This window comes from Methylobacterium sp. WL119, assembly GCF_008039875.1.
Classification (GTDB): Bacteria; Pseudomonadota; Alphaproteobacteria; order Rhizobiales; family Beijerinckiaceae; genus Methylobacterium.
Genome location: NZ_VRUU01000082.1, coordinates 1 through 21,081, shown reverse-complemented (window position 1 = coordinate 21,081; position 21,081 = coordinate 1). Strand labels below are relative to the sequence as shown.

Here is a 21,081-nt window from a genome sequence, read left to right as displayed (position 1 = left end):
CTTGACGTTGCCCGCGTTGATCTGGTCGAGCTTCGAATAGCGCGTGTTGGCGTAGTCGACCGTCTGCAGCACCTGCTCGGCCGGGTTCGCCAGATGCTTCATCAGATCGTCGTTCGCGATCGCCGGGCTGGTCGATGCGAGAGCGACGAGGAGCAGGTGCGGTCCAAGATCGAGATTCATCGCTCGGCAGCCTGATCTGCAAAATGAAAAGGCGCCGCCCGACCAGCGGGACGGCGCCTTGATCAATCATGGATCCCGATCGTCGGACGACGTTCAGGCCGCCTTCCTGTCCCGCCCGATCAGCTTGCGGTTGATCAGGAGCTCGGCGATCTGGACCGTGTTCAGGGCGGCGCCCTTGCGCAGATTGTCCGAGACGCACCAGAAGTTCAGGCCGTTCTCCACCGTCGCGTCCTCGCGGATGCGGGAGATGTAGGTGGCGTCCTCGCCCGCCGCCTCGTGCGGGGTCATGTAGCCGCCGTTCTCGCGCTTATCGATCACCAGGATGCCGGGCGCCGAGCGCAGGATCGCGGTCGCCTCCTCGGCGGAGATCGGTCGCTCGAACTCGACGTTGACGGCCTCCGCGTGGCCGATGAACACCGGCACGCGCACGGCGGTGGCCGTGAGCTTGATCTTGGGGTCGAGCATCTTCTTGGTCTCGGCGACCAGCTTCCACTCTTCCTTGGTGTAGCCGTCCTCCATGAACACGTCGATGTGCGGGATGACGTTGAAGGCGATGCGCTTGGTGAACTTCTCCTGCTTCACCTCGCCGGCCGTGAACACGGCGCGGGTCTGATTGAACAGCTCGTCCATCGCGTCCTTGCCGGCGCCGGAGACCGACTGGTAGGTCGAGATCACCACGCGCTTGATCGTCGCCGCCTCGTGCAGCGGCTTCAGGGCGACCACGAGCTGCGCCGTCGAGCAGTTCGGGTTGGCGATGATGTTGCGCTTGGAGAAGCCGACCACCGCGTCGGCGTTCACCTCGGGCACGATCAGCGGCACGTCCGACTCGTAGCGGAACGCCGACGAGTTATCGATCACCACGCAGCCCTGCGCGCCGATGCGGGGCGACCACTCCTTCGAGGTCTCGCCGCCGGCCGACATCAGGCAGATGTCGGTGTCGGAGAAGTCGTAGGTGTCGAGGGCTTTGACCTTGAGGATCTTGTCGCCGAAGGAGACTTCCTGGCCCTGGCTGCGGCGCGAAGCCAGAGCCACGACCTCGTCGGCGGGGAAGGCCCGCTCGGCGAGGATGTCCAGCATCTCGCGGCCCACGTTCCCCGTGGCGCCGACGATGGCGACCTTGTAACCCATCTCGATCAGACTCCGCTTGCCGCGCGCGATCCCGGCATCCGCCGCCCGCGTCGGGCCATGACCCGCCGGCCCCGCGACGTCGCAAGGTGGGACCTGCGGAAGGCGGGAGCAAGGCGCCGGGGTCGCTCGCCTGTCAAGGGAGGCGGCATCATGCCTCCCGCGCTTCGTCATGCATCCCCGCGGCAAGGTTCGATTCACCGCGTGCCGAGAAAGCCGGCCTCGGGCGGCGGATCGAAACCACCGGGGAGGGGATCCGGGCGGAGGATGCAGGTGCTTTCCCGAGGCGCGACCGCATCCGATGGCCACAGACGAGACGTTCCCCGGCCTCGCGCCCGCGGCGGCCGCGCCGCGGCGGTGGCGGCTCGTTGCCTTCGCCGGCCGCGCGGTCGGCGCCGTGCTGACGATCGGCGCGCTGAGCGTGCTGTCCCGCGAGACGGCCCGGACGCGTCCGCCCGAGCCGGCGCCGGCCTCCGTCACGACCACCGATCTCGGGATCGCCTTCGTGCCGGCCATGACGCTCGCGCCACGGCCCGCCGTCCCGGCCGAGACGGCCGGGCGCCTGCGCCTCGACCTGGCGGGCGAGGCCGCCCGGATCGAACCGCGGCACGGCCCACAGGAGCAGACGCTGGGCCGCGGCGACTTCGCGGCGATCGAGGAGACGCATCTGCGCCTCACCCTGACGCGGGACGCCCCCGAGCCGCAGCCCGGCCTGTTCGTGACCCTGGCCCGGCGGGCGGCGGAGGGCCCGAACCTCTCGGTGATCCGGACCGGCCAGCGCGGGCGGATCGCCACGAAATTCGGTGCGGTCGAGACGCTGGAGGCGACGCTGTCGGGCGCGGGGCGCCGGATCTGCACCGGCTTCGTCACCCTGGAGGCCCAGCCGGCGCGGATCGACGGCTGGCTCTGTGCGCCCCTCGGGCAGCCGCCCGAGCCGCGCACGCTCGCCTGCACCCTCGACGCGCTCACCCTCGACGCGCGCGCCGACCCGGCCACGAGCGCGGTCTTCGCCGACGCGGAGGGCCGCCGCGACGCCGCCTGCGACCCGATCCGGGCTCTGTCGTCCGGGGAGCCGGAAGGCCGCACCGGCTCGATCGTGCCGCGCCGCACGCCGCCCGCGCGGAAACCGCAGCATCCTTGAGCGAGCCCTTCGCGTGATCGGGGCGGTTAGCCCCTTTGCGCGATTGGGGCGACAATGCGGCAAAACACGCAAGCTGAGCCGTTTTTCCGGAACCGCGGCCGCGCTCGGGCGTCTACCCCGCAACAGGCACCGGATTCTTAATCTCTCGGCGCCATACCCGACCCCGCATTCAAACAAGGTGCGTCATGCGCTCGATCAAGATCGCCCTGCTGGGCGCCCTCGCCGTCACCGGCCTCGGCTTCACCGCGCCGGTCCAGGCCCAGGACGGTTACGCCCCGGGCTACCGCGTCAGCCGTCCGCTGCCGATCCGCATCCGCCCGCGCAGCTGGCTCGATGCCGGCAACGTCGTCGAGCCGGGCAACGGCTCGGTGAGCAACCCGGCCACCAACCCGGTCCTGATCGCGCAGTCGAACCAGCTCAACCCCGTCTACGGCCGCAACGACGGCTACGGCGGCGGCATCCTGCCCGACCCGATCACCAACGGCCCGTTCATCGGCGCCCGCTCGAGCGCGATCCGCAACGTCGACTTCTCGGCGATCGACGCGATCGATCCGACCTCCTACGTCGCGCGCTACGGCAACCCGTACTAAGCCGACACGGGACCTGGTCGATCGGGGCGCGCAGCACGAGCTGCGCGCCCTTTTTCATGCGTGGCGTCCCGCCGCTCAGGCCGCGCGGACGCGCAACTCGGACGCGATCAGCTCGGCCATCGCGCGGGTGCCGAGCACCGGGGCGCCGTCGCCCGCGATGTCGGCCGTGCGCGCGCCGCCGGCCAGCGCCGCGGTGATCGCGCGGTCGACGAGGTCGGCCGCCTCGCCGAGGCCGAACGAGTAGCGCAGGCACATGGCGAGCGAGCCGATCATCGCGATCGGGTTGGCCTTGTCCTGGCCGGCGATGTCGGGCGCCGAGCCGTGCACCGGCTCGTAGAGCGCCTTCCGGGTTCCGCGCGCGTCGACCGCGCCGAGGGAGGCCGAGGGCAGCATCCCGAGCGAGCCGGTGAGCATGGCGGCGACGTCGGAGAGCACGTCGCCGAACAGGTTGTCCGTCACCAGCACGTCGAACTGCTTCGGGCGCCGCACCAGCTGCATCGCGCAGTTGTCGGCGAGCACGTGCTCCAGCGCGATCCCCGCGTAGTGGCGGGCGTGCACCTCGGTGACGACCTCCTTCCACAGCACGCCGGACTTCATCACGTTGTGCTTCTCGGCGGAGGCGACCCGGCCGGAGCGCTTGCCCGCGAGATCGAAGGCGATGTGCGCGATCCGCTCGATCTCGGCGGTGGTGTAGACCTGCGTGTCCACGGCCCGCTTCGAGCCGTCGGGCAGGGTGGTGATCTCCTTCGGCTCGCCGAAATAGACGCCGCCGGTGAGCTCGCGCACGATCATGATGTCGAGGCCCTCGACCAGCTCGCGCTTGAGCGCCGAGGCGTCGGCCAGCGCCGGGTAGCAGATCGCCGGGCGCAGGTTCGCGAACAGGCCGAGGTCCTTGCGCAGCCGCAGCAGGCCGGCCTCGGGGCGGATCTCGTAGGCCACGCCGTTCCACTTCGGCCCGCCGACGGCCCCGAGCAGGATCGCGTCCGCCGCGTCGGCCTTGGCCAGCGTCGCATCCGAGAGCGGCTTGCCGTGGGCGTCGATGGCCGAGCCGCCGACGAGGTCGGTCTCGGCCTCGAAGGTGGCGAGCCCGGTCTCGGCCAGCGCCGTCAGCACCGTCTCGACGCCGGCCATCACCTCGGGGCCGATCCCGTCGCCGGGCAGGAGCAGGAGCTTGTAGGTGGTCATGGCGCGTCGCTTTTGCCCGGGGCCGATCGATCGGGCGGATGTATCGAGGGCTTCGATCCGTTGGCAAGGGGTTTGAAATGCCCGCCGGCATCGGCGGGCGACGCCGTCCGAACTCGGCGCAAGCCGAACAACGGCCGCAACCATCGGCTGCGGCGCACAATCTCGAAGGTGGCGAGGCAGGACACCACCGTGATCGATACGATGGCCGCCGCGCCCGCCGCGGCCGACCATCCGGCGTCGCGCAGAGCGTAGGCCGCGAGCACGATCGCGGTCTGGTGCACGAGATAGAACGGAAACACCGCCGCGGTGAGATAGCGTCGCCAGGGACCATCCGTCCGCGGCAGCAGGCGCCGTCCGAACGCGAGCATCGCGATGATCACGCTCCATTGATAGACGGGCATGGCGATCGTCTCGTGGCGGTGCAGAAGCGCGGTCCAGCCGAACGAGGGATCGGCCGGATGGCCCGGCCACGCGACGGCCGAGACCGCCGCCGCGAGGATCGATGCCGGCCACCGGCACCGGTCGAGGCTCTTCCAGGCAACGTCGCAGCCGGCCATGAGAAACCCGAGCAGGAAGGCCGCCAGGTAGATGCTGTGGGCGTACCAATCGCCGACGAAGGCGTCGTTGGGAGGGAACGAGGGGAGGAGGGCGGCTCGGGCGAGAATCAGCAGGAGAACGGGCGCGACGACGAAGGCGCCGTTCGCCGCGGCCCTGTCCACGAAGGCGCCGACGCTCGCCCGGACGGGGCGAAGCAGGATCGTCAGCGCGATCAGCACCAGGGTGTAGGCGTAGAGATACAGGACGAACCAGAGGTGGTTCCAGGTCGGCAGCGCGAGGCATGTCGCCCGGCAGAGGCGCCGCGTCCCGCCGAGGTATTCGGCGACATAGAAGTGCAGGAAGCCAGCGCGGTAGGCGAACTGCTCGACTGCCTGCACGTAGGATTGCGGCGGCACGATCACCAGCATCCCGAACACCAGCGGGACCAGCAGCCGGACGGAGCGGCCGGCGAGAAGCGCTCCCGGCGGCATCCGCCGAGCCAGGAAACGCGTTGCGCATCCGGAGATCAGAAAGAGCAGCAGGAGCCGCCACGGGTTGACGAGCCGCATCAGCGGCTCGATCGCGGGGACGCGATGCGAACTCTTCGCGTGATAGGGCCACGGCAGGTAGAGCAGCCCAACATGGTAGAAGATCAGGATCGCGAAGGCGATGATCCTGAGCCAGTCGAGGTCGACGCGGCGCTCACGGTCGGTCCCGTCCCCGGCCGCGATGGTGGACATCGCGTCCGGCCGGGGCGATCACACCTTCCGCGCCACCGTGAAGCGGGCCGCCTCGCACAAGGTCCGCGCCCGGTCGCCCCAGCGGGCCACCGCCTCCTCGCAGACGCCGACCAGCCGGTCGCACTCGGCCCGGGCGCCGTCGAGGCCGAGGCGGTCGACGAGGGTCGCCTTGCCGGCGTCCTTGTCCTTGCCGGTGGCCTTGCCCATCGCCTCCGGCGAGGCCTCGCGGTCGAGGATGTCGTCGGCGATCTGGAAGGCCTGGCCCAGCGCGAGGCCGTAGCGCAGCAGCGCGGCGCGCTCGTCCCGGGTGGCGCCGCCGACCATCGCGCCGGCCTCGACCGAGAAGGCGAGGATGGCGCCGGTCTTCATCGCCTGCATCCGCAGCGTGTCGTCCACGTCGAGGGAGACCGGGCCGAAGCGGCCTTCCGCCGTCAGGTCGAGCAGCTGGCCGCCGACCATGCCGCCCAAGCCCGAGGCGCGGGCGAGGCCGAGCACGAGGTCGGCACGGATCGACGGGTCGGGCTGCCAGGTCGGGTCGGCCACGATCTCGAAGGCCAGGGTCTGCAGCGCGTCGCCGACGAGGATCGCGGTGGCCTCGTCGTAGGCCTTGTGCACGGTCGGCTTGCCGCGGCGCATGTCGTCGTCGTCCATCGCCGGCATGTCGTCGTGGACGAGCGAGTAGCAGTGCACCAGCTCGACGCCGGCGCCGGCCGCGAGCGCGCCGGCCTCGGAGCCGCCGAGCATGCGCGCGGTCTCGACCGCGAGGAACGGGCGCAGGCGCTTGCCGCCGCCGAGCACCGCATGGCGCATCGCCTCCATCAGGCGGGGCGGGCGCGCGATCTCGCCGGGGCCGACCTCGGGGCCGAGGCGCTCGACCAGGAAGGTCTCCACCGTGTCGGCCACGCGGGCGAGCTTGTGGGAAAACCCGTCGCCGGCGGCTTGCGACTTGACCGGAGCGGGGTGAGCCTGCGTTGAGGTCATCGGGAACGGGCCTTGGCGGGAGTGGGACGCGACACGGTGCGGGTGGACGATAGCAAAGCGGCGCCGGGTCGCGACGCGCAGAGTACCGAGGCGCGGGACCTGAGGTCGCTGGGGCGCCCGCAGCTGCCGCCACCGTCGCGGCGGGTCCGGAAGCTCGTCGGGCGCATCCTGCTCGTCCCGGCGGTCGGGATCGTCCTCATGCTCGCGCTGGCGCTGCTCTATAGCGCGGTGACGCCGCCCTCAACCCTGATGCTCGGGCGATGGTTGACGCTGCAGCCGGTGGCTCGCGAGGCGGTGCCGCTGTCGGCGATCGCGCCGGCGCTGGTCCAGGCGGTGGTCGCCTCCGAGGACCAGCGCTTCTGCCTCGACAACGGGGTCGACGTCGGGGCCCTGCGCGACGTGGTCGACGACGAGGACGGCCCGAGCCGCGGCGCCTCGACGATCGCGATGCAGACGGTGAAGAACGTCTTCCTCTGGCCCGGCCGGTCCTACCTCCGCAAGGCGCTGGAGATCCCGCTCGCGTTTCTCCTCGACGCGCTCTGGGGCAAGCGGCGGATGATGGAGATCTACCTCAACGTCGCCGAGTGGGGCGACGGCGTCTACGGCGCGCAGGCCGCCGCCCGGCACTGGTTCGGCAAGAACGCCCGCGACCTCACCCGCGGCGAGGCGGCCCTGCTCGCCGCGACCCTGCCGAACCCGATCCGGCGCAGCGCCGGGCGGCCCTCGCGCGGGGTGCGGGCGCAGGCCGAGCGCATCCAGGGCCGGATGGGGCAGGTCGAGGGCCTGATGGGCTGCCTGAGGGGGTGAGTTTTTTCAGATCCCCGGTTCGCAGGCCGGCCCGATGCGGTTAGGGAGCGTGATCCGAACGAGAACGAGCGCCATGGCCGAGACCGGCACCACAGAGATCACCCTGGAGCGGATCGCCCTGATCCGCCGCCTCGTCGTCGGCTGGAACGCCGACGGGGCGGGCGCGCCGATGATCCACCCGGACGCGCCCTACGGCTCGACCGCGCGGGACGACGACATCGCCAACGTCACCGGCGACGACGAGGGGGCGGACGCGGAGCACCGGGCGGTCGGCGCGGCGTTCGCCGCCTTCGTCCGCCACGCGGTGCTCAAGCCCGGGCGCTACCAGTACCACAACCCCCTGGCCAAGCTCGATCCGGGCCGGGCCGGCGACGTGTTCCGCGACGCGGACGGCGCCACGCCGGAGCACATCACCTTCGACGTCACCGCCGAGCACCTCGCGCTGATCCCGCACCTCGCCGTGCGCTGGAGCGATGCGCTGGACGTGCCCTGCGTCGACGCGGAGGCGCCCTACGGCGCGACGCCGGTGCCGGATTCCGCCCTGCACCACGAGATCCAGCCGGCGCTGCAGATCTTCCTGCGCTACGCCGACATCGCGCCGGGCGACTACGCCTAGGCCGCGGTCGCCCGGCGGCTTCCCTCCCCCTTCGCGGGGGAGGGTGCAGGCCCTCAAGCGTCCCGCTTCTTGCGCTGCGCCAGGGTCCGCAGCCGCAGCGCGTTGAGCTTGATGAAGCCCGCCGCGTCGCGGTGGTCGTAGGCGACGGCGCCTTCCTCGAAGGTGACGAGGTCCTGGTCGTAGAGCGAGTGCGGGCTCGTCCGGCCGATGACGTGGACGCCGCCCTTGTAGAGCTTCAGCCGGACCTCGCCGGTGACCTTCTCCTGGCTCTTGTCGATCAGCGCCTGCAGCATCTCGCGCTCGGGCGAGAACCAGAAGCCGTTGTAGATCAGCTCCGCGTATTGCGGCATGATCTGGTCCTTCAGGTGCGCCGCGCCCCGGTCCAGCGTGATCGACTCGATCGCGCGGTGGGCCGGCAGCAGGATGGTGCCGCCGGGCGTCTCGTACATGCCGCGGCTCTTCATGCCGACGAAGCGGTTCTCGACGAGGTCGAGCCGGCCGATGCCGTTGTCGTGGCCGAGCTGGTTGAGCCTGGCCAGGAGCGAGGCCGGGGACAGCGCCTCGCCGTCGATGGAGACCGCGTCGCCCTTCTCGAAGCCGACGGTGATGATCGTCGGCGTGTCGGGCGCCTCCTCGGGCGAGAGCGTGCGCGAGAAGACGTAGTCCGGCACCTCGTCGGCCGGGTCCTCCAGCACCTTGCCCTCGGAGGAGGCGTGCAGGAGGTTGGCGTCCACCGAGAACGGGCTCTCGCCGCGCTTGTCCTTGGCGATCGGGATCTGATGCGCTTCCGCGAAGGCGATCAGCTGCTCGCGGCTCTTCAGGTCCCATTCGCGCCAGGGGGCGATGACCGTCACGTCGGGCTTCAGGGCGTAGTAGCCGAGCTCGAACCGAACCTGGTCGTTGCCCTTGCCGGTGGCGCCGTGGCAGACCGCGTCGGCGCCGAGGCGCTCGGCGATCTCGATCTGCTTCTTGGCGATCAGCGGCCGGGCGATCGAGGTGCCGAGCAGGTAGACGCCCTCGTAGACCGCGTTGGCGCGGAACATCGGGAACACGTAGTCCCGCACGAATTCCTCGCGCAGGTCCTCGATGAAGATGTTCTCCGGCTTGATCCCGAGCAGCTCCGCCTTGCGGCGGGCCGGCTCCAGCTCCTCGCCCTGCCCGAGATCGGCGGTGAAGGTGATCACCTCGCAGCCGTAGGTCGTCTGCAGCCATTTCAGGATGATCGAGGTGTCGAGGCCGCCGGAATAGGCCAGCACCACCTTGTTCACGGGCTTCTTGTCGGGCTCGGACATGCGGACCTTCGGGTGTTCGCGGCGATGGGCAGGGGCGAGGGACTTGGGGCGATGGACTTGGGGCGAGGGCCTCGGGCGACGGACCGAAGGCGAGGGGCCAAGGGCGGCGGGCCGGGGGTTGCGGCGGCTTATCGCGCCGTCCCGAAGCCTGCAACCGGCATGCCGGGACGGACGTTCGATCAGGCGTGCGGGGCGTCGCGGACCCTCGTCCACGCGCCCGATGCCGCCTCGCTCCCGACACCGACGGGTGCGAGATTTGCGTGCCGACATCCAGACCCGGAGAAGCGATCACCATGGCGCGCCAGCCGACCCTCGAGTTCTGGTACGAGTTCGCTTCGACCTATTCCTACCTCGCCGCCGCCCGGATCGAGGGACTGGCCGCGGCGGCCGGCGTCGCCGTGCGCTGGCGCCCGTTCCTGGTCGGGCCGATCTTCGCCTCGCAGGGCTGGACCAGCTCCCCCTTCAACCTCTACCCGGCCAAGGGCCGGAACATGTGGCGCGACCTGGAGCGCGAAGCCGCGCGCTGCGGCCTGCCGCCGGTGAGGCGTCCCGATCCGTTCCCGCAGAACAGCCTCAGCGCGACCCGCGCCGCGATCCTCGGGCAGGACCAGGACTGGCTGGTGCCGTTCTCGAAGGCGGTGTTCGAATCCTGCTTCGCGCACGGCCGCTCGATCGCGGAGCCCGCGGCAGTGGTCGAGATCCTCAACGGCCTCGGCCTCGACGGGACGCAGCAGCTCAAGGCGGCGGCGAGCGAGGCCAACAAGACCAAGCTCCGCGTCGTCGGCGAGGAGGCACGCTCGCGCGGCATCTTCGGCGCCCCGACCTTCCTGACCGACGACGGCGAGCTCTTCTGGGGCAACGACCGGCTCGAGCAGGCGCTGGCCTGGGCCGCCGGCGAGCGGCCGGGCGACATGCGCTGACGAGAATTCGCGCCGAACGGATCCCGCGGCGAAACAATCCGGCCGAAGGCCCCGACATCGCCTGAATCGCCGGGCTGATGCGCGGGCTCGACACCGCCGCCCGGACGCCGCCATGCCCATCACCCGCCGCCACCTCCTCGCGACCTCGGCCGCCGCCGGCGTCGCCCTCGCCGGGGCCGCCCGCGCCCAATCCTACGGGCAGCGGGTCGCGGTGACGAGCGACGAGGGCAGGGCGGTCGCCAACTCGGTGCTGCCCGGCGAGATCACCGGGCAGATCGCGTCCCTGCGCGGCGTCACCTATGTCGGCCCGCGCGAGGCCGAGACGACGCTGTACGAGTTCTTCGACTTCAACTGCCCCTACTGCCGCAAGGCCGCCGCCGACGTGATCGCACTGCACGCCGCCGACCCGGCGCTTCGGATCGGCCTGGTACAGAACCCGATCCTATCGCCGCAATCGGCGCAGGCCGCCAAGGTCGCGCTGGCCGTCCAGCGCAAGCTCGGCTCCGAGGCCGCCTGGGCCTTCTACGGCCAGCTGCTCGGCAAGCCCGGCAAGATCGACGGCCCCGGCGCGCTCGCCGCCGGCACCGCGCTCGGCATCGCCGGCCCGGATCTGGAAACGATCGCCGACAGCGACGAGGTCCGCGAAGCGCTCAGGAGCCAGATGCGGATCGCGGCCGATCTCGGCCTCTACGCGACCCCGTCCTACGTGCTCGGCAATGCCGGCATCCTCGGCCATCCGGGCGCGCGCGCGATGGCGAAGATGATCGCCGCCACGCGCCGGTGCGATCGCCTCGCCTGCTGATCGACGCCTGCGGATCGCGGCTTTCGCGCAAGCTCGGCCGGGGCGCCGCGGCCGGCCGATCGCCTTGCGCGGCTCCGGTTGCCATGCTAGGCGGTCGCCGCGCCGGCCGAGGGATCTTCATGGTCCCCGACCGCCCGGCACAATCCCATTTCCCGACGGTCTCCGGCCCGGCGCCCTCAGTACGGCGCGGCCCGGTCGGAACCGAAGGGCCAAGGAACAAGAGAGAGCGACGGGTGGCGCAGAACGGTTCCGAGGGTTCCCTGGTCGGCGGCGTGTCGGGTCGATACGCCTCCGCCCTGTTCGATCTCGCCCGTGACGAGCGTCAGGTCGATGCGACGGCCGAGGGTCTGGAGCGCTTCGACGCCCTGCTTAAGGAGAGCGCCGATCTCCGCCGCCTCGTGCGCAGCCCGGTCTTCTCCGGCGAGGAGCAGGCCGCCGCGATCGGCGCGATCCTCGAGAAGGCCGGCATCACCGGCCTGGCCGCCAACTTCATCCGCCTCTCGGCCGCCAACCGCCGCCTGTTCGCGCTGCCCGGCATGATCTCCGCGTTCCGCAGCCTGGTGCGCGAGTCGAAGGGCATCGTCCGCGCCGAGGTCCGGGTGGCGGAGCGTCCCTCCGACGCGGTGCTGGAAGAGATCAAGGCGAGCTTGCGCGACGTCGCCAAGTCCGAGATCGACCTCGACCTGCACGTCGACCCGAGCCTGATCGGCGGCCTCATCGTCAAGATGGGCTCGCGCATGGTCGACGCCTCGCTCCGGACCAAGCTCAACGGCATCCGTCTCGCGATGCGGGAAGCGCGCTAGGCCGTCCGACAGGACGCTCCGGCTCCCGCCATCACACGTAAACACCTGATTCGAACGAACTGAAGGGCCCGACGATGGACATCCGCGCCGCCGAGATCTCCGCGATCCTGAAAGACCAGATCAAGAACTTCGGCGAGGAAGCCGAAGTCTCCGAGGTCGGCCAGGTCCTGTCCGTCGGCGACGGCATCGCCCGCGCCTACGGCCTCGACAACGTCCAGGCCGGCGAGATGGTCGAGTTCGAGTCGGGCGTGCGCGGCATGGCGCTCAACCTCGAGCAGGACAACGTCGGCATCGTGATCTTCGGCTCGGATCGCGACATCAAAGAAGGCCAGACCGTCAAGCGCACCGGCGCGATCGTGGACGTGCCGGTCGGCAAGGCCCTGCTCGGCCGCGTCGTGGACGGCCTCGGCAACCCGATCGACGGCAAGGGCCCGATCCAGTCCACCGAGCGTCGCCGCGTCGACGTGAAGGCGCCGGGCATCATCCCGCGCAAGTCGGTGCACGAGCCGATGGCGACCGGCCTCAAGGCCGTCGACGCCCTGATCCCGGTCGGCCGCGGCCAGCGCGAGCTGATCATCGGTGATCGCCAGACCGGCAAGACCGCGATCGTGCTCGACACGATCCTGAACCAGAAGCCCGGCCACGCCGCGGGCGGCGACGAGACCTCGAAGCTCTACTGCATCTACGTCGCGATCGGCCAGAAGCGCTCGACGGTGGCCCAGTTCGTGAAGGTCCTCGAGGACCAGGGCGCGATGGAGTACTCGATCGTCATCGCCGCCACCGCCTCGGACGCCGCGCCGATGCAGTTCATCGCGCCGTTCGCCGGCTGCGCCATGGGCGAGTACTTCCGTGACAACGGCATGCACGCCGTGATCTCGTACGACGATCTCTCCAAGCAGGCCGTGGCCTACCGCCAGATGTCGCTGCTGCTGCGCCGCCCGCCGGGCCGCGAGGCCTATCCCGGCGACGTGTTCTACCTGCACTCGCGCCTGCTCGAGCGCGCCGCCAAGATGGGCGATGCCGCCGGCAACGGCTCGCTGACCGCCCTTCCGGTCATCGAGACCCAGGCCAACGACGTCTCGGCCTACATCCCGACCAACGTGATCTCGATCACCGACGGCCAGATCTTCCTGGAGACCGACCTGTTCTACCAGGGCATCCGCCCGGCGGTGAACGTCGGCCTCTCGGTCTCGCGCGTCGGCTCCTCGGCCCAGACCAAGGCGATGAAGAAGGTCGCCGGCAAGATCAAGGGCGAGCTGGCGCAGTACCGCGAGATGGCGGCCTTCGCCCAGTTCGGCTCGGATCTCGACGCCTCGACCCAGCAGCTGCTCAACCGCGGCTCGCGCCTCACCGAGCTCCTGAAGCAGCCGCAATTCTCGCCGCTGAAGATGGAAGAGCAGGTCGCGGTGATCTACGCCGGCGTCAACGGCTACCTCGACAAGATGCCGGTGGCGAAGGTCCGCCCGTTCGAGGACGCGCTGCTCTCCGCGCTGCGCTCCAAGCACGCCGACCTGCTCTCCACCATCCGCGACTCGAAGGACCTGTCGGACGACAGCGCCGCCAAGCTGAAGAGCGTGGTCGAGGGCGTGGCCAAGTCGCTCGCGAACTGAGAACCCACCGCATCGGGCGCCCGGCGACGGGCGCCCGGTCGTGAACAGGCCCTGAGAGACCGGACCACCCGATGGCGAGTTTGAAGGATCTGCGCAACCGCATCACTTCGGTGAAGGCGACGCAGAAGATCACCAAGGCGATGCAGATGGTCGCCGCCGCGAAGCTGCGGCGCGCCCAGACGGCCGCCGAGAGCGGGCGGCCCTACGCCGAGAAGATGGCGGCCGTGCTCGGCAACCTCGCCGGGAACCTCGTCGGCGGCGTCGGCGCCCCGAAGCTGCTGGCCGGCACCGGCAAGGACCAGACGCACCTGCTGATCGTCTGCACCGGCGACCGCGGCCTGTGCGGCGCCTTCAACTCGTCGATCGCGCGCCTGGCGCGGGCCCATGCCGACAAGCTCACGGCCGAGGGCAAGACCGTCAAGATGATGACGGTCGGCAAGAAGGGCCTCGACCAGCTGCGCCGCCAGTTCCGCGAGCAGATCGTCGAGAGCCAGGACATCCGCGGCAACCGCCCGGTGGACTACCCCTTCGCCGCCGAGATCGCCGACAAGATCCTGACCCGGTACGAGGCCGGCGAGTTCGACGTCGCGACGCTGTTCTTCTCCGAGTTCCGTTCGGTGATCTCGCAGATCCCGACGGCGCAGCGGCTGATCCCGGCGGAGCTGCCCGAGGGCGTCGCCAGCACCACCGGCGCGCCGGCCGACTCGGCCCTGGAGTTCGAGCCGTCCGAGGAAGCGATCCTCGAGACGCTGCTGCCGAAGAACCTCACGGTTCAGGTCTACCGGGCGCTCCTGGAGAACGCGGCCTCCGAGCAGGGCGCCCGCATGAGCGCCATGGATTCCGCGACCCGCAACGCGGGCGAGATGATCAAGAAGCAGACGCTGATCTACAACCGCACGCGTCAGGCGATGATCACCAAGGAACTCATCGAGATCATCTCGGGCGCCGAAGCCCTCTAAGCGCCCTTCCCGGCGCACCGACCGCATACCTTTCAAGGGCACGCAATCATGGCAAACACCGCTCTCCCCGGCGCCGGCTCCAACAAGGTCGGCAAGATCACCCAGGTCATCGGCCCCGTCGTCGACGTCCAGTTCGACGGCCACCTGCCGGAGATCCTGAACGCGCTCGAGACCAAGAACAACGGCGCCCGCCTCGTTCTCGAAGTCGCCGCCCAGCTCGGCGAGAGCACCGTGCGCTGCATCGCGATGGACACTTCCGAGGGCCTGACCCGCGGGCAGGAATGCACCGACACGGGTTCGCCGATCATGGTGCCGGTCGGCCACAACACGCTCGGCCGCATCATGAACGTCATCGGCGAGCCGATCGACGAGGCCGGCCCGATCCAGTCCGACAGCCTGCGCGCCATCCACCAGCCGGCGCCGGACTACACCGACCAGTCGACCGAGTCGCAGATCCTCGTCACCGGCATCAAGGTGGTCGACCTGCTCGCCCCCTACGCCAAGGGCGGCAAGATCGGCCTGTTCGGCGGCGCCGGCGTCGGCAAGACCGTGCTGATCATGGAGCTGATCAACAACATCGCCAAGGTGCACTCGGGCTACTCGGTCTTCGCCGGCGTCGGCGAGCGCACCCGCGAGGGCAACGATCTCTACCACGAGATGATCGAGTCCAAGGTCAACATGGACCCGAAGGAGCATAACGGCTCGGCCGAGGGCTCCAAGTGCGCGCTGGTCTACGGCCAGATGAACGAGTCGCCCGGCGCCCGCTCGCGCGTCGCGCTCACCGGCCTCACCATCGCCGAGGACTTCCGCGACCAGGGCCAGGACGTGCTGTTCTTCGTGGACAACATCTTCCGCTTCACCCAGGCCGGCTCGGAAGTGTCGGCGCTGCTCGGCCGCATCCCGTCCGCGGTGGGCTACCAGCCGACGCTGGCCACCGACATGGGCGCCCTGCAGGAGCGCATCACCACCACTAACAAGGGCTCGATCACCTCGGTGCAGGCGATCTACGTGCCGGCCGACGATCTGACCGATCCGGCGCCTGCCGCCTCCTTCGCCCACTTGGACGCGACCACGACGCTGTCGCGCTCGATCGCCGAGAAGGGCATCTACCCGGCGGTGGACCCGCTCGACTCGACCTCGCGCATGCTCTCGCCGGCGATCCTCGGCGAGGAGCACTACGAGGTGGCCCGCAAGGTCCAGCAGACGCTGCAGCGCTACAAGTCGCTCCAGGACATCATCGCCATCCTCGGGATGGACGAGTTGTCGGAAGAGGACAAGCTGACCGTGGCCCGCGCCCGCAAGATCGAGCGCTTCTTCTCGCAGCCGTTCTCGGTGGCCGAGATCTTCACCGGCTCGCCGGGCATCCAGGTGCCGCTGGAAGACACCATCAAGGGCTTCAAGGGCCTCGTCGAGGGCAAGTACGACGACCTGCCGGAGGCGGCCTTCTACATGGTCGGCACCATCGAGGACGCCCAGGCCAAGGCCAAGAAGCTGAAGGCCGCCTGAGGTCTTGAACGGCAAGATCATCCTTCTGGTCGTCGGCCTCCTGGCCGGCGGCCTCGTCGGCTACGTCACGCGGCCCGAGGCGGCCGAGCTCAAGATCGGGCCGCTCTCGGTCGAGGTGCAGGGCGACCGCCCGGCCGGCACCCGGGGCGGCGAGCTGACCACCGGTCAGATGCAGCATATCGGCCTGTTCGCCAGCATCGGCGCTCTGGTCGGCTTCGGCCTCGGCTTCGCCACGGACCGGCGCAGGGCCTAACCTCTCAGGTCGGCACGCAGCCTTCAGCAGGCCGCGTGCCGGGAATGACAAACGTCGGGATTCCGAGCGCATGGCCACCTTCCACTTCGATTTCGTCGGCCCCGAGCGGTCGCTGTATTCCGGCGAGGTCGAGTCGGTGCAGCTTCCCGGCACCGAGGGCGAGATGACCGTCCTCGCCGGCCACGCTCCGGTGCTGACCTCACTCCGCGTCGGTGTGATCGTGGTCACCGAGCGCGCCAACAGCGGCAAGCGCATCTACGTCCGCGGCGGCTTCGCCGACATCGGCCCGACCGGGGTGACGGTGCTGGCCGAGCGCGCGGCGCCGATCGAGGAGCTGACCCCGGAATCCCTCGACCGCGACATCGAGGCGGCCGAGCTGCAGCGCGACGCCACCGAGGACCTGCAGAAGCGCGAGGAGCTGAACGGCCAGATCGTCCAGCTCCAGGAGACCAAGAACCTCCTCAAGCTCTGAGCCGTTCGCCGCTCTCGGCCGAGGCTACCGAAGCCCGCTCGAACCGCCGTCACCGGTGCGGTTCGGCGGGCTTTTCCATGTCGAGGACGTGCGCGATCAGCGCCTCGGCCGCTTCTGGGCCAACGGGACAGCCCTGGTCGAGCCAGCGCCGGCGCGCCGCCGCCAGGGCGAGCCCGATCCGCGGCCCGGCCGGGATGCCGCGGGCGACGAGGATCGCGCCGGTCACCGGCAGGACCGGGGCCGGGCCGTCCTTCATGTTCCGCCAAGCGGCCGCGGCGTCGGCCCCGATCACCGGCCGCGGCTCGCCGGCGACGACGGCCAGCGCCGCCCCCAGGGCCGCCGTTCCGTGCTCGGCCGCGAGCGCCCGCAGCGCCGGAATGTCGATCACGGCCCGGGTCTTCAGCGCGGCGAGGGCGCGGGCATAAGCCTCGAGGGCGACGTGCTCGGCCTTGGACAGGCGCAGGCTCTCGGCGAGGCGCTCGGCATCGGCCCGCGTCGTCACGGAAAGGGCGGCGAGCCGGTGGATCGTCGGAGCGCCGGCCGCGATCGCGCGCGACAGACGCCCCCTCTCGGCGACGCCCCCGGTGATGCGGGCCAGGAGGCCGGTCTCGGCGAGGACATCGACCGCCTCGAGCGCACGCGCCGCGGCCAGAAGCTTCAGGAATTCCGATCGCACGCGCTCCCGCGACAGGCCGTCGAGGGCCGCCCGCGCGGCAATGCAGGCGGCGAGCGCGTCCGCGTCCGGTCGGCCCTCGCCGAAGCGGGCATGGAAGCGGAAGAAACGGAGGATGCGCAGGGCGTCCTCGCGGATCCGGGTCGCGGGGTCCCCGATGAAGCGGACGCGGGCGGCCGCGAGGTCGGCGCGGCCGCTGGTGGTGTCGTGCAGCGTGCCGTCGGCCCCGAGCGAGAGCGCGTTGACCGTGAAGTCCCGCCGCTCGGCGTCGCGCACGAAGTCGCGGCCGAAGCGGACGACCGCGTGCCGCCCGTCGGTCTCGACGTCCTCGCGCAGGGTCGTGACCTCGACCGGTCGGCCGGCGACGACCAGCGTGACGGTGCCGTGCTCGATCCCGGTCGGAACCGCCTTGAGGCCCGCCGCCTGCGCGCGGGCGATCACGGCGTCGGGCAGCAGCGTCGTCGCCAGGTCGATGTCGGCGGCGTCGATCCCGAGGAGCGCGTCGCGGACGCAGCCGCCGACGAGGCGGGTCTCCTCGCTGGCCTGGTCCAGGGCGCCGAGCGCCGCCCGCACCTCCGGCCTGGCGAGCAGCCGTGCCGGGCCCTCGGGGTCGAGGCTGCGCATCAGCGGAACTCGCCCGGCACCAGGCGGCCGTTCTCCATGTGGGTCGGCACGAAGCCGGCGGCATGGCGCTCGGAGAACAGGCCCGAGGCGACCATCGAGGCGATCACCACGGCCAAGCCGGCCAGGACGAGGCGGAAGGCCTGGGCGTCCCAGTGCGCCCGCTGCAGCGGGTTGCGGCCGACGAGCAGCAGGTAGACGAAGAACAGCCCGAAGGGCAGCAGGAAGAGCCCGAACTCCTCCACGAAGCGACGCAGCATGGCACCCGATCGTTGGGCGCGGGCGATCCCCGCGCGGCTTAAGATTGGGCCTTCGGCCGCCCGAAATCGAGCCGTTCGGCGAGGTTGTGCAGGATGCCCGCTGTCACACCCCAGATCAGCCGCTCGCCGTAGGGGAGGGCGTAGAATCGCCGCTCGCGCCCCTGCCACACCCGTATCCGCAGCTCGTAGCGCGCGCGGTCGGCGAGCACCGCCAGGGGCACCTCGAAGATCGCGTCGACCTCGGCCGGGTTCGGCGCGAGGCGCGCCTCCGGGTCGATCAGACCGATCACCGGCGCCACCAGGAACCCGGTGCCGGACAGGTAGGGATCGAGGTAGCCCAGCATCCGCACGCGCTCCGGCGACAGGCCGATCTCCTCCTCGGCCTCGCGCAAGGCCGCCGCGTGCGGGCTCGCATCGGTCGGGTCGATCTTGCCGCCGGGCAGCGCGACCTGGCCGGAATGGTCGCGCAGGTGGGCGGCGCGCTGCGTCAGCACGATCGCGAGGCCGGCGTCGCGCGCGACGACCGGCACCAGCACGGCCGCCCGGCGATGGGGCGGCGGCGGGATCACGGCGCTGCCGTCGGGCTCCAGGCTGTGGTCGCCGCGCGGGTTCGAGGTCGGGTCGTCCGGCCCGAGCGGGTCGCGCGCGAGACGCGCTTCGGCGCGCGCCAGGAAGTCGGCGAGGTCCGCGTCGCGGGTCGGGCTGCCCACGATGCTCACGCCGCATCGGCCGGGGCGATGCGGTGGAAGCGGCCGCCGGCGGCGATCCCGAGCCAGGGGGCGCCGTCGAGGTCGCGTTCCTCGGCCAGGGCGACGAGGTCGTAGGTGAGCGCCCGCGTCACCAGCGCCCAGAGGCCGCGGCGGACGTGGAGATAGGGCTTGAGCGCGCCGGCCTCGCCTTGCGCGAAGCGGAGCTCGTGCTCGGCGTCGACGGGCACGAGGTCGTCGACGTTGGTGCGGAAGCTGATGCGGCGCGCCTCGCCCGCGCCGTCGACCGCCATCTCGACGGCGACGAAGGCCGCATCCTCCACCACGATCGAGACCTTCTCCACCGGCGTGACCAGGACGGTGGTGCCGTCGGGCTCGCGCCGCAGGATCGAGGCGAAGAGCTTGACCATCTTCGGGCGGCGGATCGGCGTGCCGGCGTGGAACCACGTGCCGTCGGCGGCGATGCGCATGTCGATCGCGCCGCAATCGGGCGGGTTCCAGGTCTCGACCGGCGGCAGGCCGCGCCTGGGCAGGTCGGCCAGGGCCGCGCCGAGGCGGCTCAGGGTCGGATCGTCGGAGGTGGTCATGGCGCTCTCAGATAGCGTCGCCGGTCGGTCCGGGAACGGGGGGCGCCTCCGGGCGCCGGCGCAGGATCTTCCAGACGCCGGAGGCGACGCCGACGACGCGCGCCGCGTGCCGAAGCTCGCAGCGCAGGAAGACGAGCGAGCCGGTGCGCTTGATCACCTCCGGCGCCACGGTGATCCAGTCGCCCAGCCGCGCGGTGTCGACGAACTGCATCTCCATCTGGATCGTCACGCAGTTCGCCCCGTCGGCCGCCCGCATCGCGGTCTCGCCCAGCGCCCGGTCGGCGAAGCTCATCAGCATCCCGCCGTGGACGACGCCGATCAGGTTGGCGTGCTTGTCGGCGGCCCGGAACGCGTAGGCGCCGTCGCGGACGTAGACCGGGCCGACATGGGCGATGAAGCCGGTGTCGTGGATCGGCGTCCAGCCGTCGCCCTCGGGCTGCCCGGCTTCGGGATTCTTCGGTTCTTCGGTCGGCATGCGGGCGGAGTCTCGATCTCGCGGGGGGCGGTCGCGCCCGGCTTCGTGTCACGGTCGCATCGCGCCCGCCGCCTGTCACCTGTTACCTGCCGTTCGCGCTCACGTGCCGCGCGGCTTGGCGCGGCGGGTCGGCGGCGCCTCCAGCGGGTTCTCCGGCCAGGGGTGGCGCGGATAGCGGCCGCGCATCTCGGTGCGCACGGCGCTCCAGGAGCCGCGCCAGAAGCCCGGGAGGTCGCGGGTGATCTGCACCGGACGGTGGCCGGGCGAGAGCAGGTGGAGCACGAGCGGCACCCGGCCGATGGTCGGATGCGTCGCCAGCCCGAACAGCTCCTGCACCCGCACGGCGAGGACGGGGCCGCCCTCGGCCTCGTAGTCGATCGGGATCCGCGAGCCGGTCGGCACCTCGACATGGGTCGGCGCCTCGGCGTCGAGGCGAGCCCGGAGGGGCCAGGGCAGCAGCCCCTGCAGCGCCTCGCCGAGGTCGCTGGCGGTGACGGCGTCGAGGCCGAGGCGGCCGACGAGGGCGGGTGCGAGCCAGTCCTCGACCGTCCCGGCGAGGGCGCCGTCCGCCAGATCGGGCCAGTCGCCACCTTCCGCCGCGCGCAGGAACGCGATGCGGGCGCGCCACTGCGTCAGCGCCGGGGTCCAGGGCAGGCGCTCGAGGCCGAGCCCGGCGATGCCGCGGGCGAGGACCTTGGCCGAGTCGAGATCCGGCGGAACCGGGCGCGTGCGCTCGCCGAGCGTGACGGCGCCGAGACGGCGCAGGCTGCGGGCCCGCAGCGCCCGTGCCGCCGCGTCGAAGGTCACCTGCGTGACGCCCTCGATCCGGTCGGCGAAGCCGGCCTCGATCGCGTCGAGGTCGATCGCGGCGGCGGCGAGGATGCGGGCGTTGCCGGCGGCGCCGACGATGTCGGCGACGACGAGGAACGGCTCGCGGGCGAGCGGGGAGGCGGAGTCGAGGCGCCCGGCCCGGCCGTTGGCCATCACGAACTCGCCCTCGCGCCCGCGCGCCTTCGCGACCCGGTCGGGATAGGCCAGCGCCAGCAACGATCCGGCGCTCGGCTCGGGAGCCTCGCGCTCGCCGGATGCGGCGGCCGACCGTGCCCAGCCCTGCGCCATCCGGCGCATGTCGGCGGCGCGCTGGCCGCGGTCGCGGCGGAAGCGCTCGACCCGGTCGGCGAGGTCGACCGCGTCGCCGCCGAGGCCGCGCTCGACCAGGACGGCGGCGAGGTCGGCGGC

Annotated in this window: 24 protein-coding genes; 12 read left to right on the top strand and 12 right to left on the bottom strand. The window is 71.3% G+C overall.

Annotated elements, in window-relative coordinates; genetic code table 11:
- Positions 1-180 (bottom strand): hypothetical protein (locus tag FV227_RS21995; protein ID WP_147729788.1); only part of this gene is annotated, 180 nt, incomplete at its 3' end.
- A 93-nt stretch (positions 181-273) separates the two neighbouring features.
- Entirely contained in the window at positions 274-1,308 is a 1,035-nt protein-coding gene (locus FV227_RS21990) for an aspartate-semialdehyde dehydrogenase (protein WP_147729787.1), read from the bottom strand.
- A 298-nt stretch (positions 1,309-1,606) separates the two neighbouring features.
- Between FV227_RS21990 and FV227_RS21985 the strand changes: the two genes are divergently transcribed.
- Positions 1,607-2,446: a hypothetical protein gene (locus tag FV227_RS21985; protein ID WP_147859906.1), complete on the top strand. Its 840-nt coding sequence runs from the start codon at positions 1,607-1,609 to the stop codon at positions 2,444-2,446.
- Between the two features lie 185 nt (positions 2,447-2,631).
- Positions 2,632-3,036: a hypothetical protein gene (locus tag FV227_RS21980; protein ID WP_147729876.1), complete on the top strand. Its 405-nt coding sequence runs from the start codon at positions 2,632-2,634 to the stop codon at positions 3,034-3,036.
- A gap of 75 nt (positions 3,037-3,111) precedes the next feature.
- Here FV227_RS21980 and leuB read toward each other — a convergent pair whose 3' ends face one another.
- Genes leuB through FV227_RS21965 form a run of 3 tightly spaced genes read right to left on the bottom strand, consistent with a single transcriptional unit; the run spans position 3,112 to position 6,479 of the window.
- Positions 3,112-4,221 (bottom strand): 3-isopropylmalate dehydrogenase, encoded by a 1,110-nt coding sequence (leuB, locus tag FV227_RS21975; RefSeq protein WP_147859905.1) that lies wholly within the window; start codon positions 4,219-4,221, stop codon positions 3,112-3,114.
- On the bottom strand, positions 4,218-5,498 hold the full coding sequence (locus FV227_RS21970; protein ID WP_147859904.1) for an acyltransferase family protein: 1,281 nt from the start codon (positions 5,496-5,498) through the stop codon (positions 4,218-4,220). The genes leuB and FV227_RS21970 overlap by 4 nt, the downstream gene beginning before the upstream one ends.
- Before the next feature lie 18 nt (positions 5,499-5,516).
- A complete protein-coding gene (locus FV227_RS21965) occupies positions 5,517-6,479 on the bottom strand; it encodes a polyprenyl synthetase family protein (RefSeq protein WP_147728945.1) in 963 nt (320 codons plus the stop codon).
- Between the two features lie 99 nt (positions 6,480-6,578).
- Between FV227_RS21965 and mtgA the strand changes: the two genes are divergently transcribed.
- Entirely contained in the window at positions 6,579-7,286 is a 708-nt protein-coding gene (gene mtgA, locus FV227_RS21960) for a monofunctional biosynthetic peptidoglycan transglycosylase (RefSeq protein WP_243932209.1), read from the top strand.
- Between the two features lie 73 nt (positions 7,287-7,359).
- Complete coding sequence (locus tag FV227_RS21955) at positions 7,360-7,902, top strand: hypothetical protein (RefSeq protein ID WP_147729301.1); 543 nt, start codon at positions 7,360-7,362, stop codon at positions 7,900-7,902.
- Positions 7,903-7,955: 53 nt separating this feature from the next.
- Here FV227_RS21955 and FV227_RS21950 read toward each other — a convergent pair whose 3' ends face one another.
- The gene (locus tag FV227_RS21950) at positions 7,956-9,194 is read right to left on the bottom strand and encodes an argininosuccinate synthase (protein ID WP_147729302.1); all 1,239 of its coding nucleotides are present in this window, start codon (positions 9,192-9,194) and stop codon (positions 7,956-7,958) included.
- Positions 9,195-9,487: 293 nt separating this feature from the next.
- On the opposite strand from FV227_RS21950, the gene FV227_RS21945 reads away from it, so the two are divergent.
- From FV227_RS21945 to FV227_RS21910, 8 genes are all read left to right on the top strand, one after another.
- Positions 9,488-10,114 carry a 2-hydroxychromene-2-carboxylate isomerase gene (locus FV227_RS21945; protein WP_147729303.1) on the top strand — a complete coding sequence of 209 codons (627 nt, stop codon included), beginning with the start codon at positions 9,488-9,490 and terminating at the stop codon, positions 10,112-10,114.
- A 112-nt stretch (positions 10,115-10,226) separates the two neighbouring features.
- Complete coding sequence (locus FV227_RS21940) at positions 10,227-10,916, top strand: DsbA family protein (protein ID WP_147859902.1); 690 nt, start codon at positions 10,227-10,229, stop codon at positions 10,914-10,916.
- A 233-nt stretch (positions 10,917-11,149) separates the two neighbouring features.
- Positions 11,150-11,719: a F0F1 ATP synthase subunit delta gene (locus tag FV227_RS21935; protein ID WP_147728193.1), complete on the top strand. Its 570-nt coding sequence runs from the start codon at positions 11,150-11,152 to the stop codon at positions 11,717-11,719.
- A gap of 74 nt (positions 11,720-11,793) precedes the next feature.
- Positions 11,794-13,329: a F0F1 ATP synthase subunit alpha gene (gene atpA, locus FV227_RS21930; RefSeq protein WP_147728192.1), complete on the top strand. Its 1,536-nt coding sequence runs from the start codon at positions 11,794-11,796 to the stop codon at positions 13,327-13,329.
- A gap of 71 nt (positions 13,330-13,400) precedes the next feature.
- Positions 13,401-14,288, top strand: a complete 888-nt coding sequence (locus tag FV227_RS21925) for a F0F1 ATP synthase subunit gamma (RefSeq protein WP_147728191.1) — start codon at positions 13,401-13,403, stop codon at positions 14,286-14,288.
- 48 nt (positions 14,289-14,336) lie between these two features.
- Entirely contained in the window at positions 14,337-15,794 is a 1,458-nt protein-coding gene (gene atpD / locus FV227_RS21920) for a F0F1 ATP synthase subunit beta (RefSeq protein ID WP_147728190.1), read from the top strand.
- A 4-nt stretch (positions 15,795-15,798) separates the two neighbouring features.
- On the top strand, positions 15,799-16,047 hold the full coding sequence (locus FV227_RS21915) for a hypothetical protein (RefSeq protein ID WP_147728189.1): 249 nt from the start codon (positions 15,799-15,801) through the stop codon (positions 16,045-16,047).
- A gap of 70 nt (positions 16,048-16,117) precedes the next feature.
- Entirely contained in the window at positions 16,118-16,519 is a 402-nt protein-coding gene (locus FV227_RS21910) for a F0F1 ATP synthase subunit epsilon (RefSeq protein WP_147728188.1), read from the top strand.
- 49 nt (positions 16,520-16,568) lie between these two features.
- On the opposite strand, the gene FV227_RS21905 is transcribed toward FV227_RS21910, so the two are convergent.
- The 6 genes from FV227_RS21905 to FV227_RS21880 form a co-directional block, all read right to left on the bottom strand.
- Entirely contained in the window at positions 16,569-17,816 is a 1,248-nt protein-coding gene (locus FV227_RS21905; RefSeq protein WP_147859901.1) for a CCA tRNA nucleotidyltransferase, read from the bottom strand.
- Positions 17,816-18,073, bottom strand: coding sequence for a DUF6111 family protein (locus FV227_RS21900; RefSeq protein ID WP_147728897.1), 258 nt, complete (start codon positions 18,071-18,073; stop codon positions 17,816-17,818). Before FV227_RS21900 ends, FV227_RS21905 begins: the two co-directional genes overlap by 1 nt.
- Positions 18,074-18,111: 38 nt before the next feature.
- Positions 18,112-18,792 carry a CoA pyrophosphatase gene (locus tag FV227_RS21895; RefSeq protein ID WP_246686396.1) on the bottom strand — a complete coding sequence of 227 codons (681 nt, stop codon included), beginning with the start codon at positions 18,790-18,792 and terminating at the stop codon, positions 18,112-18,114.
- Positions 18,789-19,367: a DUF1285 domain-containing protein gene (locus FV227_RS21890; RefSeq protein WP_147728898.1), complete on the bottom strand. Its 579-nt coding sequence runs from the start codon at positions 19,365-19,367 to the stop codon at positions 18,789-18,791. The genes FV227_RS21895 and FV227_RS21890 overlap by 4 nt, the downstream gene beginning before the upstream one ends.
- 7 nt (positions 19,368-19,374) lie before the next feature.
- Positions 19,375-19,842 carry a PaaI family thioesterase gene (locus tag FV227_RS21885; RefSeq protein ID WP_147728899.1) on the bottom strand — a complete coding sequence of 156 codons (468 nt, stop codon included), beginning with the start codon at positions 19,840-19,842 and terminating at the stop codon, positions 19,375-19,377.
- Between the two features lie 99 nt (positions 19,843-19,941).
- Positions 19,942-21,081, bottom strand: a 1,140-nt coding sequence (locus FV227_RS21880) for an ATP-dependent helicase C-terminal domain-containing protein (RefSeq protein ID WP_281407536.1), incomplete at its 5' end; no start/stop codon positions are given.

Bases quoted from the DNA above. Each gene is read 5' to 3' on its own strand.
- FV227_RS21990 (WP_147729787.1), bottom strand. From the start codon at position 1,308: ATGGGTTACAAGGTCGCCATCGTCGGCGCCACGGGGAACGTGGGCCGC.
- FV227_RS21985 (WP_147859906.1), top strand. From the start codon at position 1,607: ATGGCCACAGACGAGACGTTCCCCGGCCTCGCGCCCGCGGCGGCCGCG.
- FV227_RS21980 (WP_147729876.1), top strand. From the start codon at position 2,632: ATGCGCTCGATCAAGATCGCCCTGCTGGGCGCCCTCGCCGTCACCGGC.
- leuB (WP_147859905.1), bottom strand. From the start codon at position 4,221: ATGACCACCTACAAGCTCCTGCTCCTGCCCGGCGACGGGATCGGCCCC.
- FV227_RS21970 (WP_147859904.1), bottom strand. From the start codon at position 5,498: ATGTCCACCATCGCGGCCGGGGACGGGACCGACCGTGAGCGCCGCGTC.
- FV227_RS21965 (WP_147728945.1), bottom strand. From the start codon at position 6,479: ATGACCTCAACGCAGGCTCACCCCGCTCCGGTCAAGTCGCAAGCCGCC.
- FV227_RS21955 (WP_147729301.1), top strand. From the start codon at position 7,360: ATGGCCGAGACCGGCACCACAGAGATCACCCTGGAGCGGATCGCCCTG.
- FV227_RS21950 (WP_147729302.1), bottom strand. From the start codon at position 9,194: ATGTCCGAGCCCGACAAGAAGCCCGTGAACAAGGTGGTGCTGGCCTAT.
- FV227_RS21945 (WP_147729303.1), top strand. From the start codon at position 9,488: ATGGCGCGCCAGCCGACCCTCGAGTTCTGGTACGAGTTCGCTTCGACC.
- FV227_RS21940 (WP_147859902.1), top strand. From the start codon at position 10,227: ATGCCCATCACCCGCCGCCACCTCCTCGCGACCTCGGCCGCCGCCGGC.
- atpA (WP_147728192.1), top strand. From the start codon at position 11,794: ATGGACATCCGCGCCGCCGAGATCTCCGCGATCCTGAAAGACCAGATC.
- FV227_RS21925 (WP_147728191.1), top strand. From the start codon at position 13,401: ATGGCGAGTTTGAAGGATCTGCGCAACCGCATCACTTCGGTGAAGGCG.
- atpD (WP_147728190.1), top strand. From the start codon at position 14,337: ATGGCAAACACCGCTCTCCCCGGCGCCGGCTCCAACAAGGTCGGCAAG.
- FV227_RS21910 (WP_147728188.1), top strand. From the start codon at position 16,118: ATGGCCACCTTCCACTTCGATTTCGTCGGCCCCGAGCGGTCGCTGTAT.
- FV227_RS21905 (WP_147859901.1), bottom strand. From the start codon at position 17,816: ATGCGCAGCCTCGACCCCGAGGGCCCGGCACGGCTGCTCGCCAGGCCG.
- FV227_RS21900 (WP_147728897.1), bottom strand. From the start codon at position 18,073: ATGCTGCGTCGCTTCGTGGAGGAGTTCGGGCTCTTCCTGCTGCCCTTC.
- FV227_RS21890 (WP_147728898.1), bottom strand. From the start codon at position 19,367: ATGACCACCTCCGACGATCCGACCCTGAGCCGCCTCGGCGCGGCCCTG.
- FV227_RS21885 (WP_147728899.1), bottom strand. From the start codon at position 19,842: ATGCCGACCGAAGAACCGAAGAATCCCGAAGCCGGGCAGCCCGAGGGC.